Origin of the sequence: Shewanella sp. SW32, assembly GCF_025653365.1 — a bacterium.
GTDB lineage: Bacteria > Pseudomonadota > Gammaproteobacteria > Enterobacterales > Shewanellaceae > Shewanella > Shewanella oncorhynchi.
The window spans coordinates 1-14890 of the sequence record NZ_JAKKSJ010000029.1; the positions used below are offsets into that span (position 1 = coordinate 1).

The following is a 14890-nucleotide window of genomic DNA, read 5'->3' on the forward strand; positions in this document are numbered from 1 at the left end:
TTGGTGTGCCACCCTGGCGTTCTAGTTTTAACTGTCTCACCCATTTATCCATAGTGGACTTACCTACGTTCATCGCCTTTGCAGCTTCGATGATGCTATGGTTTTTATCGAGGACTAATTGGGCTGCTTCAAGTTTGAATTCAGCACTAAATGTTTTTCTGGTTGTCGATCTCATGTGTTCACCTAAAGTCATCTACGAGGTAATAATATCACCTCTATTTAGGTGGCCAAAATTAGTGTGCCACTACACTTTTATTTGCTTACAAAGATCATGCATATCATGTTTATAAGCCAAAAGTTAAAGGCTTAAAGAAAAGTATTGTTAATGCCATAATTTCTGATTACGAAGTAATGCTAAGCTTTTACAGTCGAGTTCTAGTGTGTCGTATAGATCTGCATCCTGGTCAATGCTCAGCTGATAACCAACTTATTAATCAATATCTAAAAAAGCTAACACACTTGCTAACTAAGCATTACGACTGCAAGGTCTTATATCACTGTGCCAGAGAGCAGAACACCTCTGAGGTTGAACACTATCATGTAGAACTTATGTTGAGTGGCCATAAGATTAATCACTCTGAAAAGTTACTATCGCTAGCTAAAACTATGTGGGAACAGTATTCGAAGGGAACAGCCTCATTCGTTGATAACCCTTTCTGCATTGTATTAAGAGGAGATAAGTCATCACTAAAAGAGGCGATATATCGTTCGAGTTATTTAGCAAAAGAGCACACAAAAGAGCTCAACGGCAAAGCCCTGGGCTTTTTAAAGAACAAGTTAACACCCATCAAAAACTTCGAACCTGAAACAGATTTAATTCTGGTGGACCCAAGTATTACTTTCGAGAAGAACAGGCGTAAACAGGCATTTAAGATGGCCCGAGAAACTAATCCCAATCCTATAGCAAACAAGTCTTCAAAATATGGCTGGTTTCTTACTCCAACCCTAGCCCAGCAACTCAAAGAGTGTATTTCTTCCAGAACAAGCCGCTTAAATCATCTGCTTGATCTTGAATCGGGTTGTATGACAGACATTACTAACTTTTCGGAGGCGGTATGAAAAAAATCCGAACCGCAGCGCATGGTAAAAACTACATTGTAGATCCTGCAACAAGACGATCTAAGTTCATCGAGAACAATAAAGCAGCAATGATCCATGGTGGATATTCAGCTGAAATTCCACCATCGATTGTTGATGCACTTCTTGATAATGATCTAGGGTTTGAGTTGGGTATTTTAAAAGGCCAACTCTGCAATATCACCACAGTAGGCAACAGAGTTATCAATAGCTTAATTGCAGAAGGGGAAGAGGCTACTGCTCTTAACGTCGGGCTATCTTGCGCCGATAGAAGCGTAAAAATCATTCCACAAATTCAAAAGCTGCTGGAATCAAAACTAACAAAGCCTTTACCTGATTATCAAAAGACAAATAGATCTCGAACACGATGGCTTAAACAGCTTTACATAGGGAATTGCTCTCCAAGCGATGTAGCATTTCAATTTGAGATCCACCAGCTAGGTCAATTGCCTGATTACGTTCAGCTGATGCTTTCCAAAGAGCTAGCCATGCAACAAATTAATGCCGAACATGACAACCTAAGTCGTGAGGATATACTTGCAAAACTCGAAGATTACAAAGCCTCTATTGCCATGGAAAAAGAGCAGATAAAACAACGTGAGCAATCTGTATCGATAGAGAAGCAAAGAATCAATCAGCAGCTTTTTACTAACTCTGAACCTGTCGAGAATAGCAATTGAAAAAGCCAAAAACTATACTGTCCGATGCTCATTACATAGAGCTCTTAGCCATGTTCCAACACGACTGGGTAGGCTTTGCTTCTGTATTAGCAGGAAAAAGTCCAACTTGGCAACAAAGACAAATTATCTCGGCCATTCAAACACAAGGTTCAAGGGTATCTGTATCAAGCGGACACGGTACAGGCAAGAGTGATATGACCAGCATTATCATCCTAGCATTTATTATCCTTAACCCTGAAAGCAGAGTTGTAGTGGTTGCCAACAATGCAGCTCAAGTGCGTAATGTCATTTGGAAGTACCTTAAAATCAACTTCAAAACACTCTGCCGAAACCTACCATGGATAGAAAACTACTTTGAACTGAATGAACGAGAGTTTTATGCCATTGGTTACAAGGGGATTTGGAGTTGTATTGCAAAAACGGCACGTCAAGGCAACGAAGAAGCACTCGCTGGCGAACATTGTCATACCTATCTCGTTGTCGTAGATGAGGCAAGTGGCTTGTCAGACAAAGCCTTGAATGTGCTGAGCTCAGCGCTAACAGAAGCCAATAATAATATGTGTTTGCTTAGCCAGCCAACACGCACATCAGGATTCTTTTATGATACTCACCATAGGTTAGCTAAAACAATCGATAACCCTAGCGGCATCTGGACCGCAATTACCCTAAATTCAGAAGAATCACCTCTTGTAACACCCGAGTTTATCGGTGAGAAACTGATCTCTTATGGTGGCGAGGACTCACCTGAATATCAGATTAAGGTGCTAGGGAGATTTCCTGACAACATGGATGGTTACCTACTTAGTAGGACTGATTGTGAACGGTCCTCAAGAAGCCACCCTTTACTTGTCGATGGTAATTGGGGCTGGGTTGCTGCATGTGACGTAGGTAACGGTAGGGATAAATCTGTTATCAACATATGCAAAGTGTCTTTAGACTCACCAAATACTCGGCTGGTGGTCTCTCACTCCATTACCGAAATGCGCTCAGATATTGATCCGATAGACTTTGCATACGAGATAAAAAGGTGTGTAGAGCCGTATGTGAGCCAAAATATCAGTATTTTAATTGATGGTGATGGCATTGGCTTCTCAACAGTAAAAATAGCTTTAGCACTCGGTTTAAACGTCCAAGAGGTTCGGTGGGGAAAGCCTGTTTTTAATAATGGAGAGAAAAGCCGCTTCATTAACCAACGTGCATATAGCCATATAATGATGCGCGATGCGATAAAAACGGGTCGAATGCAGATTGATAGTTCGGAACTCACCAAAAGCCAGATTTCCCGCCTACCTGTTCACCTCAATGAACTAGGCCAATGGGTGGTATGTGCAAAAAAGGAGATGAGAGAAAAACACAATATCAAATCCCCCGATAGATCCGATACCTATTGCTTTATGTTTTTGAGCAACCCGGAACCAGCAATTTCAAACGCAACAGAGGAAGCTGCAGAGCGAGAGGAAGTACTTAGCCAATGGATATGATAGCGTATTTGATAAAGTGAACGTGGTGAAACACCGCGCGCGCGTGACAAAAATAAATAAATAAAACAAGTTTAAGGGAGTTTTACTAGACCTGATGAACAAATGACAATTCTTGAACTGAGTATTGGATCATGAAGATCCCAGAAATCAATCTATTAATTTAACAAGAGAAATTATTATGGAATGTAGTACCACAACAAACAATCAAGATATGTGCAAGCAGCTTGAGGTTAACAGCTTCGAACTATTTGAAGTTGGCGTTGAGCTGAGTTTTGAGCATCCTAAAGCTGCCTCATTCATATTTGATATCATCAGTTATATAAACAGATCCCGTCAATTATCTTCTAAAACTATTAGGCAGGCATTACTTTCCTGCAGTCTTCCTGAGTCTCCAAAACCATTACTATTCATCGATCAGGAGCTGTTTGAAGAGTTAATTTATGAATTATCTAAGCTAGCTGATGAACTAACCATTGAAAATCAGATGGCTGCAGATATTTTAAGTGACATCATTAATCACATAACAGGGGAAGCCATTTCATCTTTTGAGGTCACAAAAAATAAGTTAATTTCTTTTTCACTATCTGAAAATACTCTTCAGCTAAATGAGCGTAATGCGCGCATAAAATAAAACCAGAAGATCTAGAGGTTTTGATATAAATCAGAGCCTCCAGGCTAAAGATTGCACAATATGAATTAGGTTGTGCTGATATATATTGGCTCATAAAAAATAACAATTAAACTGTTAATGATATACACAAGTTTAACCAAACTCGCTTTAATTATAGTTATTATGAAGTCTCTATATTGATAGAACAAATATCAGTTTCGAGATCATAAGGCACAACATGTAATGTTAAACCAGATTTGAACTCAAAGTGCTCCAATGAAGTAGTAAAACCAGCGTGTTTAGGATAAATCAAGTACAAGCTCCCTTGCCCTTGTAGGTACTTTTCACCATAAGCAAACAGCTGGTACATATCTGATTGACTCAGATTGTACTTATACTTTGTGCAGCCAAGTGAAGCATCGAGTAATTTCCATTTTGTATCCATTACAGTAACCACTCGCGATTTATCATAGACTACTATATCTGGTTTTAATCTAAACCAGCCTTCGCCCTTATGATGAGTCAAGCTACGGCTAGAGACTTGTTCTTTCAATTTTAATGCTGGTGGCAGTTGCGCAGATAATTGCTTAGCAACATAGCGCTCAAATAGTTTTTCCATCGGGAACAAGAAAGATAAGCCATTATGATTACCAGCCATAGCAATGGGTGATTGATAACTCAGAATTAGCTCACACCAAGGCTTTAAAGGCCTATAGTGTGCCAAACTTCTATCATCCTTCCACAACCTAAAATCCTGAGCAAAGTCAGTTGAAAGCTCAATATCATTAAATACAAAAAGTAGCTCTCTTGCTAACCGTTGATTAGCAATCGACTTGGACCATTTAAGAACCAGTTTTAAGGATGAATGTAATAAACGATTTTCAGCACGATTGGCGTGATAAATATCATGAGAAACATGAAAGTAATGCTGACGCCCTGGACGTTGCCTGACCTGCTTAGATACCTGTAACTGACCTTTGAGGTAAGGGGACTCACGTTCAACTCGCTGATACTCGCTTCTTACCCCCTGTTTAACTAATTTTGCAACTGATTTTAGGAAGTGAGTGATTAGCAATTCATAAAGAGGTTGCTTTAAAATTTGTAATTGAGACTGTTGAAACTCTTCAAGCTTCAAGCTCTCAACACTAGCCAACATTTTAAGCAAAATTTTACGTGCTATTTCAGGCTTGCATTCATCTGTTGTTGTCTTAGGTAAAATTTCGATGCGGGTTCTACATGGCGTTTCAAGCACGCCAACAAAGTTAACTACCTGCAACGCGATTGATTTATCATAACGCTTAACTTTAATTAGCTCGCGCTGGTTTTCATCATTGCTAACGCCATTGGCAAGCAGCCACTCAAACGCACACTTGGGTATTGAGTGACAATCTATGCTGCAGTTGTTGCCCTCATTAGTTAAAAGAGCAAACTCCCTAACGATGACATCGTTAACCTTGAGGCGAGTCATAAATACCTATGTATGCTTCCGGGTTAGTAAATGCAGCCATATTGCGTTTATATGGCCGAATACTATCTTGCGACCAGTCACTGCCCATCAGCTTCGAAACAGAAGCATCAGTATACTTCGCCTCGATAAACTTTAACTCTGGATTAGTTTTCTTAAACTGATCACCAAGCACTTGTCCTACACGCTCCCAATCTTCGAAGAAATACTCTTCTAGTAAAGGCAATATCTCTAGCTCAAAGATACGGGCTAAGCGACCAATAGTCGGATCTGATTCCAAAGGTAAGAAGAAACTGTGACCGATGGTATGCTCTCGATCATATAGAAGCTCAATACGCTGATTGATGGTTTCAAGCAGCTTAGCTATGTTTACCCCTTTAACATCAATCCTCTCAAGTAACTCATGCTTAGGCATCATCTCAACAAACTCAAAACGACGACGAAGCGCAATATCTACTTGAGCCAATGATTTATCAGCAGTGTTCATAGTGCCAATGATATGGAGATTTGAAGGGACTGAGAATGGTTCTTTAGAATAAGGCAACTTAACCGACAAGGATTCTGAACCACCAGCACGCTTATTTTGTTCGATAAGTGTTATCAACTCACCGAAAATATTTGAGATATTACCGCGATTAATTTCGTCGATAATCAGGACTCGCTTATCGGAAAGGCTTATTGCTTTTTTATCGAAATCATAACGTTGAATAGCTTCAACTAATGGGGCCAAGACATTGGGATAACCATTTATAATGAACTTTTCCATGTCCGAATCAACAATACGCTCAAACACTCTCTTTGAACGTATATCATCAACTGATATTCGATTGAGTTTCACTAAAGAAACCAATTCATCGATGATTATCCTCGGCAAGGGCAGTAAAGCGCCATTTGGCTTTCTCAAGCTGATAATTTCATCAGATATGGACTCAATTACATATGATGAAATTTGAGTACCTACAGTGACACTAGGTAAAGTTCCGTCTTTAGTCTGTTCACCAAGAAGCACATCTTGAAGCTTTACTACATCTAACGCGGGCTCTCGCAATCGATACAAAGTCATCTGCGATAAGTTCTTATTAAACAATTCATCAACGGGTAAAGATGGTTTGTAAACCCTATGCCATATAACCTTGCGCATCTGGGAGTAACTATCATCATCAATAGCTAAAGGATCAAATTGATAATCACCTGTCACTTCGGCAATAGCCCTAAATTTACGATTCCCATCAGAAATAACAATTAAGTCGCCGATAGACATCACATTTTTAAAGTTTTGAACCGATGTAACTCTGTAATCGTTACTCTCTTTTTCTATCTCTATACCGTTGAGTTTATACGCTTCAATGACACCCTTTCTGTCATTTGAAGCAGTAAAATCAACGTTATAACCGTAACCTAGTAGCACATAATTATTTTCAATACATTGCTCATAAATGTATGCATCATCGCCAAGCGTATCACCTAAAGACATCTTCCAAACTTTACGTCCAGACACATCAACACGACGCTGAGTGTGAGCTATGATCGGTTTTGCATTTGCGGCATCGCACATCCGCTTGAATATACCATCCTCAATGTCATAGCTGATTTTTCCTGTTGCATCGCTATTAGCTTTTAGCCCTTCAACGAAATCCTCATAACTAAAGCTCTGGTGGAAAGTAACAAAACCGATACGATTCTTGGCTACTAGCTCATCAAAGCGGGTTTTGATTTTTATACGGTCATTTAAATTTTGAGAGAGATACTCTGGGTCAACTATCGCTAGCGCTCGATTAATGGTGTTGTAAGTTTTACCTGTACCCGGCGGCCCATAAAGGATTTGATTTAAAATAGTATTATTAATTTTCTCCGTCATAGCTTTATCCTTATTCTCATATCCGGCTTTTTGCTCAGCAATAGTGGCTGAACCATTCTCATGTTCCCAACGAGATTTAAGTGGCTCAACATAGTAATCGAGTTCTTGAGTCTCATACTCTTGCTCAAATTGCTTGCGGATTTTTAGCAATTGAAGATCCACAGCATGAGCAGGCATTTTCTTAAATGTTGAAGTGTTGATGTTGGCAAATTTAGCAAGCAGTGATTGACGATGACCACCGCCAAAAATGCGCTCTTGCGAATCCGGATAAAACAAATACAAGATCATATGCCGGAACTGTCGTTGACTGTTTTCAGGAATAAGCTCTAACCAAGTTGAAAATGCTTCGTGATTGGCAAGTAAGGTTGAACGCTCATTAAAGCTTAATTTAAGCAGTTCAGCTAATAGTCGAATAAAATAGATTAATTCACGCCAACGACCTGTGTTATATGCTGCCCCCGTTTTACCGATCCCAGTTAGCACCTCATCAGAAAGATATGCTTGTTGAATATCAGCAGGGACAATATCGGCTAGTTTTTTGCCAGAGAAAGCAAAAACACGTTCCACTGTATCGCGTTTAGAAGAAGGCCCAACACTTCCAGAGCATAACGACATGAACCAAAGCATTTCTGCTAATAATATCTTTGCTTCAGCTGAAGTAGGTTGAAGCTGAGTTTCTAATTTTGAGAAAAAGTCGCCTTCACCCTCATCTAAATTATCAACGAAATACTTTACCAACTCATTTATGGTTTTATGGTTCCAAATTGGTTTTTTTGTCAGCAATGAAATGCCAGAAATTAAAGATTGAGTCTGAAAATCACGTGCCACTTTTATCAACGGAGCAGAATTTTGATTACCGCAATATCTTGCCATTAGTTCCTCTTTAACCTATTTCAAACCTACACCGTTTAACCACACAAACTTTAAGTGAGAGCAGATTTAACTTTCAGTGCTCAATTAGATGTTAGTTCTCTTGGCTTTTGGCTTCATTTTCAAGAATAAACAATTGGTTTATTAGTAAAAACTCTCTTATCGCATCATCTAGCGTTGTTACGTTTTCTTTGTGTGCACGACTGTTGCGATAAGCCATGTAAATACTGGTAAAAAGGCCTGCTCGGCCTCTTGCCTCTGCTTCCGGTAACTCAGGCCAGTACAGCGGAGCATTGTTGCTAAGGAATGCCTGCGAAAATAACTTAGAGCCGCTTTCCCCCTCCAAACCCGTTCTTCTTCGGATAATGTCTTCTAAACGACGATAGCAAGTCATTAGATTGGCATCTGGGTTATTAATGAAATCAATGGCTAAATCCATAATGCGGTTATCAATGAGTGAAAAAGGAATGTTTTTCACAAAGAGCACTTTGACTAGATTGTCATTGTAAAAGCGCTGTTCTTCTCTAAGCAGGATGTAGTCGTAATAGCGTGCAGGTCTTATTGGTTGCAGTGTTTCGAACATAGCTAAATCGGCTAGTGTCAAACATGAACTATCGGCTCTTTGGATAAAATTTGTATCGACCGCGTATTCTTTAATTTCGATATTGTGGCGAATCAGAAGCTGCAGCGCACTGGAAAGCCCTCTTGGGCCTTCACCAGGATAACCAGAAGCAAAACCTGACTTAATGACTATGGGGTCACTTGATTCTGGCCACAATAACAAGCAATGCGTGCCACACTTGGAACTACTATCCACGTCGGAAAGCAAGAAGGCTCTTGTGATGATCTCACCACCAGCTTGAATAACCATGGAGAGTGCGTTTAAGCACCGCGCTGTTATCCCTGCGTTTCCGTAGTATTCGATACCAGACAGGTCAGCTATTTTTAGTGATTGGTTTCTCATTAATAATTCACATCCCTGTAACTTTTCAAAGTATTCTTCGTCGATAGACTTCTTCAACAGTCTTTAAATAAGCACCAAAATCGTCGTCTGATTTACTTGCAACAGTCTCAAAGCACAATGCCCTAAAATAAGCTTCTCTCTCATTTTTCATTGAATCGCGACAACGATTAATCTCTTCAGTTAGTTTGGCTCTAGCAGTATCAGCATCTTGAACTCTATTCAGCATTGGCGCTAACCACGAAGAATTGAACCGATTAAGCCGTTTGTTGATTCGAGACAATACTTTGAAAGTACGGTTCCATGTATCCGCTTTTTCATTCTGAAAAACTTCAGTATCTGCGATATCAACCCTCATCACAAAAGTTCCGTTAATAGGTTCGTAAGAAGCAGTAAGCGCTACAGGAACGATGTCAGTGAAAGGATTAAAAGCTAAAGTTCTAACATCATCACTGTGTAAGACATCTTGCTCACCTTTAGCTTTCTCATTACATTTTTGACAGCAAGGAACAAGATTATCAAAATCTACCGCTAAAAATGGATAGTGTTTTTTCGGTAAATAATGATCATAAGAAGCTCGCCATTGTTGCTCATCTGCAGTTGTTGCACCTTCTTCAGGTTCAATGTCCCGCTCTTCCATCATTTCTTCTGTAGCACAGAAACAGCAAACTACACCATTATGATTTCTGAACTGTTCATAATGAGAATCCATGCTGTCCACCGGATTCTGGCTCGCATTTTTATAACATACTAAGTCTAAAGTTGTAGAGTAAAGATAACCACCCAGTGATTTGACATCGGCCCAAATGCCAGCCAACGCTGCGGATGGCGAAAGTACAGGCAATCCAGCATTATTTAAAAACTGCAACCATTGCATGTGGTTGTTGAACAACGCTTCAAACTCCAATTTGAGTGGTTGAGCCAGCAGATGGTAATTATCATAAACCGTTTGGAACTTTTCTGTTGTTTTAGCACTTGCTTGAAGTACAGGACTAAAAGGCTGCGGAAAGCAGTTAGCAAATACATTTCCCGCAAACATTAATCGGTAAAAGCCTTTATGGACATCATCAAGCCAGTAAAGTGCTGATTGCGGCGGCTTAGTCACAGACCACAACATTAGTCAGCACCTCGTTCTTTGGAGCTTTTTTTCCTGAGGATTTGGTTCCGCCGTAAATTTAACTCAAATGAATCGCCAAAAGGTTTGAGCCATTCAATCGTTTCGTTTTCATCCATGAGACCTTCGTCATAGGCTCTCAAGCCTACTCTAATTTCAGTTAGTGGTCTTTTCGATATGAGCACATCTAAATCAAACACCGACGTTAGCAGTGAATCAAAAGATGCTCCGTACGTTTCAACTTCTAAGGGAATTATTGAAACATTGCCGACACCATCCTTTTTGAAATGCAGTACTCTCTCCGCCTTACATGCAGATAGCACAAATGGAGAGTGAGTTGAAATCATTAATTCAAGGTTGGAGAGATTGACATACTTACTAATGATATCGATAAACTCGATACGCCATTCAGGGTTAAAATGGCTTTCAGGCTCATCAAGTATAAATAATGTCTGTTGGTGGTCAAACAGCATTAAACTACCCAAAATCTGGATCAACTGATGTTCACCATCACTAAGCCTGTCATATAAGGTAGTGACATTCGGATTTTTTAGTTTCACTTTAACATTCAAGATCCGCATTGGCATTAAGCCACCAGACACACTCGGTACATTTCGCTCATATTTACTGCTTTTTAACGTCCGTTTTTCATCATAGCTCCACCTTCTGGCAGTTAAGTGGTGAAGGGTTAACAAGTGCTCCAAAAATACGGTTTCATCGAGATAGAGACGCTCCATTGCATTTGAAAATGTTTCCCCCACCTTAAAGTGTAACTTCGGAGAGTAGTTAATTTCCTCATCAACACGAGGGTTAGGGATTCCTTGTGATTCATAACTTAATTCAGTAAGCCTTCTGACAATATTACCTATTGTTTCAAAATCTTTATATTCAGTAAGTCGTAAGTCAATATTAAAACTACAAATATCATCAATATTTAAATTTTCAGATAAAAACTTTCTAAATGTCTCTGATTTAGATTTATTTACACCGTGGCACGACATCAAATAGATAAAAAACACATTGTTTAACGAATTGTCAGTATATAACCCTATAGGGAGATTTGATTCATTAGCTTGAAGTGGCTCTTCTGGGAATCTAAAGTATGAATCGAGATCATCTTGATAAGCACGCGGGACAGAAAATAAACCTTCATTTTGCTTATAAGTCTTCTTTACATATTTTGATAATGCTTGCCACACATCATCATTTTCAGCATCCTGCTCCTCCATCACTTTGTCATATCGAGGTTTGTATTCTCGGTAGAAAACACCTTGTTTTCTAATCACATCAAAATACTGTAGTTCCGTTTTAGCAAAAACAGAGCTAAGCCCTTGGTTATGACCAGATGAGTATGCAACTACATTTTTAGGTAAAAAATAATGGTGATCTAGCTCAACTAAATTTAAACCTACCATCGCTTGAAGACGATTTTTTTGCCTATTACCAAACGATAAAAAGTCTATGTATTCATTATTATCATAACAATACAGTTTCAGTTCAGAGGCGTTAGATACAAGCTTGACCAAGATAGTCCGACCTTCAAATATGATTTGGTAATCTAAAATGAAATCGTAATCTAAATCTTCCTTACATTTATATTGAGGATTAAAATACCTATCTGCATAGCCGAATATATCAGCAATTAATTCGATAAAATTTGACTTGCCAGAACCATTTAAGCCCACTAAACATAGCGGCGAGTAACTGCCTTCACTTTCTTTAAAGTGATAAATAAATGGCGATTCCAAAGTGCCTTTTATCGACTTATAATGACCAACCAGCTGTATCCTGCTTAGTCTCATTTTTTCTTACCCTTGTTTTTAAGGTTATCTGCTTTTATCTTTTTTAATAATTTATCAGCAGATTCATCATTGGGATCTTGAGGAACAAGCTCTCCGCGAAATGCTTTAGCTATGATGGATTGAGTTAATCTATCCATTCGAGCCTTTGATTCTAAGTATTGTTTTTCCACTTTATCTGCTTTGGCAAAAAGAGCTTGTACCCTATTTACTATTTCAGACTGCTCATCAAAACAAGGTAACGGTGTTACGAATCTTTTTACATCAGCTAAATTAATCCCTTTTTGCGCAACGCCTCTAACTTTTTCAGTCAACGCACTGTATCCACCAGGTGATTGCAATAAAAGAGCAATATAATTAGGGTTAATTAACTCTCTGACCGGGATCATTGCGACTTCTCGACTGATGTTAGCTTTGAGAGCGACCAAATCATCAGAAACTACAGCGGCATGCCCTACGGTCCCACGAATAGCAAGTAATACTTCCCCTCCCTTCAATCGAGTTCTTATATATTTGACTTCAATCTCAGGGCTTACTTTTTTTAAATTATCGACTAAAATCCTTAGAGGTTTTACATCTCCGCATCGAATAGTTGGAATTCCAACTTCTTGGGCATCACCGGTCTGAACTATACCATAAGGTATACCTCGTTCAGGGTAAACAAGGGCTTCCAAAGGGTATGCTTTCCATCTAGACCAGTTCGCATCTCCGAATAGTTTCTTCGCTAAATTAAGCTCTTCATCATTTGTTTTTTTTATCAGACTTAGTTTTTTCTGCTTACTAATCTCGTTATCTAATTGAGAATAATAATGTTCTGAATCTCCAAACCAGTCCTTAGTCAATTCACCAGATGTAGCGGCGGAGAGGACGGATTGGCGGAAGCGTTTTAGTATGGCTGGGATTTTGTCGAGGCGCGCTTGGGCGCGGTCGACTTTGGCCAGAATAGAATCCAGTTTATCGGCTATACGTTTTTGTTCGTTTAGTGGAGCAAGCGGGATCTTCGTCTCGAGAACTTTTGTTTTACTAAGTTCAACTTGATTTGTAGTTCCAGTAGATAAAGATTCAATATCAAACTGAATCTTTGGTGATCTGATCCAGTAGAATAAGTAGCGAGGCTCAGCCGCATTATTCACTCTTAAAATAGTGACATGGCTATCGACCACTTTTGCTTTAGCAGCTTCAATTTCATTTAATAAACAAGCCCTACCAATAGTGCCAGTGCCTGTGGAGTTCCAGAGGATATCTCCCGGTTTTATAAATCGTTCTTCTGTATAAGAACCCCAAGTATCTGGATTTACATATTTAAGGTGCTCTTCTTGAATTCCAAACCAGCGAATTGCTTTCTGGTTTATGACCGGAAACGAGTTCAAAACATCAGAATATTTTGGCCCTTTTCCTCTTTGCACGTAACTTGTAATTTCTGAGATGCTGGTCTCAACCCACCCCTTCGGCAACTCGCTCACAGCATCACCTCATCCGTTTCTTCAGCAGCACCCAGCTCTACCAAAATAGCTTTCAGCTCCAGCATGGCTCCGGCCATTTCTTCCAAAGCTTGGTTAATTAACACATCAGGCTCTGGCAGATTTGCACTATCTTCAGTACTGTCGTCACGGATCCAGGCTAAATCGAGCGAGTCATCTTTTTTGGCAATTTCTTCGCGGCTAAAGCATCTTAGGCGGCAGGTTGCAGGGTCACCGCCATTGTTTGTGTATTGTTCGATAAAAGCGTGGCGAGCGGCTTTATCCACTGTGGTTAAGTCGCTGCCAACAGCTTGATAAAACTCATCAAAATGCGCTTTGGTTAAAACCGTGCGTTTACCAAACTGCGGCATATTCGAGCGTAGGTCATAGACCCAGACATTTTTAGTCTGGCCTTTGTCTTGTTTGGGGTCTGTGGGTTTGGAGAAAAACAGTACGTTGGTTTTAACACCTGCCGCATAAAAAATACCAGTAGGTAAACGCAAAATGGTGTGCAGGTTACACTTTTCCATTAAATCTTTACGAATGGTTTGGCCGGTTGAGCCTTCGAACAACACATTGTCTGGCAATACCACTGCAGCACGGCCACCAGGCTTTAACATACGCAAATACATTAAATGCAAAAAGGCCAACTGCTTATTACTGGTGTAAGTGATTAAGTCATCACGGGTTGGAATGCCGCCGCCTTGCTTGGTGCCAAAAGGCGGGTTTGCCAGTATCAAACTGGCTGGTGGAAGCGCTTTACCTTCGTTTGATAGGGTATCACCGTATAAAATACCTGAGTTTTCATCATCAACCGCGAGGTCGTGCAGCATAAGGTTCATCATGGCTAGGCGGCGAGTATCTGGTACTAACTCCATGCCAAAAAAGGTTTCATGCTGATATTTGTCGTAGGCGGTTGGATCCAGTGACGGAATGTCATTATGTTCTGCTATGTAGTGGTGAGCTGCAATTAAAAAGCCGCCAGTGCCCGCCGTTGGATCCACAATCACATCGTCCAAACTTGGCTTCATCAATTCGACCATAACATTGATCAATACTCGTGGAGTGAAGTACTGTCCTGCACCTGATTTTTTCTCACCGGCGTTGATTTCTAATAAGCCTTCGTACATATCACCTAAACCTTCGGTTTTAGCGCTGTACCAATCTAGCTTATCAATTTCACTGACTAATTTACTTAAAGTGGCTGGTTTACGAATGACTGTGCTGGCGTTGGCATAAATAGCATTGGTGATTTGAGAGCCATGTGAGCCTAAATGAATGAGTAACTTTTTATACTCTTCTAGGCGAGTGGCTGCGTCATAACGCTCCAAGTCGGCCCAACGGTAACCAGTAGGAATATTTTTTTCTTCTCTACCTGTCTCCTCTACCATTTTAAGAAAGACCAAATAGGTCAGCTCATTGATGTATTCATGGTAGGTGACGCCATCATCACGGAGTAAGTTACACAGGTTCCATAGTTTGGCGACCAGATCTTGAGTGCTCATGTTATTACCT

Annotated in this window: 12 protein-coding genes; 4 read left to right on the forward strand and 8 right to left on the reverse strand. The window is 39.9% G+C overall.

Annotation, left to right across the window (positions count from 1 at the left end; translation table 11 throughout):
• Window positions 1-175 (reverse strand): transposase (locus L5M28_RS16885; protein WP_263148818.1); only part of this gene is annotated, 175 nt, incomplete at its 3' end.
• A gap of 176 nt (window positions 176-351) precedes the next feature.
• On the opposite strand from L5M28_RS16885, the gene L5M28_RS16890 reads away from it, so the two are divergent.
• From L5M28_RS16890 to L5M28_RS16905, 4 genes are all read left to right on the forward strand, one after another.
• Window positions 352-1059 (forward strand): inovirus Gp2 family protein, encoded by a 708-nt coding sequence (locus L5M28_RS16890; protein ID WP_263204014.1) that lies wholly within the window; start codon window positions 352-354, stop codon window positions 1057-1059.
• Window positions 1056-1757 carry a hypothetical protein gene (locus L5M28_RS16895; RefSeq protein ID WP_263204015.1) on the forward strand — a complete coding sequence of 234 codons (702 nt, stop codon included), beginning with the start codon at window positions 1056-1058 and terminating at the stop codon, window positions 1755-1757. Before L5M28_RS16890 ends, L5M28_RS16895 begins: the two co-directional genes overlap by 4 nt.
• A complete protein-coding gene (locus L5M28_RS16900; RefSeq protein ID WP_263204017.1) occupies window positions 1754-3238 on the forward strand; it encodes a terminase in 1485 nt (494 codons plus the stop codon). The genes L5M28_RS16895 and L5M28_RS16900 overlap by 4 nt, the downstream gene beginning before the upstream one ends.
• A 178-nt stretch (window positions 3239-3416) precedes the next feature.
• Entirely contained in the window at window positions 3417-3869 is a 453-nt protein-coding gene (locus L5M28_RS16905; RefSeq protein WP_263204019.1) for a hypothetical protein, read from the forward strand.
• Window positions 3870-4029: 160 nt separating this feature from the next.
• Here the strand turns inward: L5M28_RS16905 and L5M28_RS16910 are convergent, their stop codons facing one another.
• From L5M28_RS16910 to L5M28_RS16940, 7 genes are all read right to left on the reverse strand, one after another.
• The gene (locus L5M28_RS16910; protein WP_263204020.1) at window positions 4030-5316 is read right to left on the reverse strand and encodes an McrC family protein; all 1287 of its coding nucleotides are present in this window, start codon (window positions 5314-5316) and stop codon (window positions 4030-4032) included.
• On the reverse strand, window positions 5297-8044 hold the full coding sequence (locus tag L5M28_RS16915) for an AAA family ATPase (RefSeq protein WP_263204023.1): 2748 nt from the start codon (window positions 8042-8044) through the stop codon (window positions 5297-5299). Before L5M28_RS16915 ends, L5M28_RS16910 begins: the two co-directional genes overlap by 20 nt.
• A gap of 91 nt (window positions 8045-8135) precedes the next feature.
• Window positions 8136-9005: a TIGR02391 family protein gene (locus L5M28_RS16920; protein ID WP_263204024.1), complete on the reverse strand. Its 870-nt coding sequence runs from the start codon at window positions 9003-9005 to the stop codon at window positions 8136-8138.
• 25 nt (window positions 9006-9030) lie between these two features.
• Window positions 9031-10119, reverse strand: a complete 1089-nt coding sequence (locus L5M28_RS16925; RefSeq protein ID WP_263204026.1) for a hypothetical protein — start codon at window positions 10117-10119, stop codon at window positions 9031-9033.
• A complete protein-coding gene (locus L5M28_RS16930; RefSeq protein ID WP_263204029.1) occupies window positions 10119-11918 on the reverse strand; it encodes an AAA family ATPase in 1800 nt (599 codons plus the stop codon). The genes L5M28_RS16925 and L5M28_RS16930 overlap by 1 nt, the downstream gene beginning before the upstream one ends.
• The gene (locus L5M28_RS16935) at window positions 11915-13378 is read right to left on the reverse strand and encodes a restriction endonuclease subunit S (protein ID WP_263204031.1); all 1464 of its coding nucleotides are present in this window, start codon (window positions 13376-13378) and stop codon (window positions 11915-11917) included. The genes L5M28_RS16930 and L5M28_RS16935 overlap by 4 nt, the downstream gene beginning before the upstream one ends.
• Window positions 13375-14880, reverse strand: coding sequence for a type I restriction-modification system subunit M (locus tag L5M28_RS16940; RefSeq protein ID WP_263204033.1), 1506 nt, complete (start codon window positions 14878-14880; stop codon window positions 13375-13377). The genes L5M28_RS16935 and L5M28_RS16940 overlap by 4 nt, the downstream gene beginning before the upstream one ends.
• Window positions 14881-14890 lie beyond the last annotated feature (10 nt).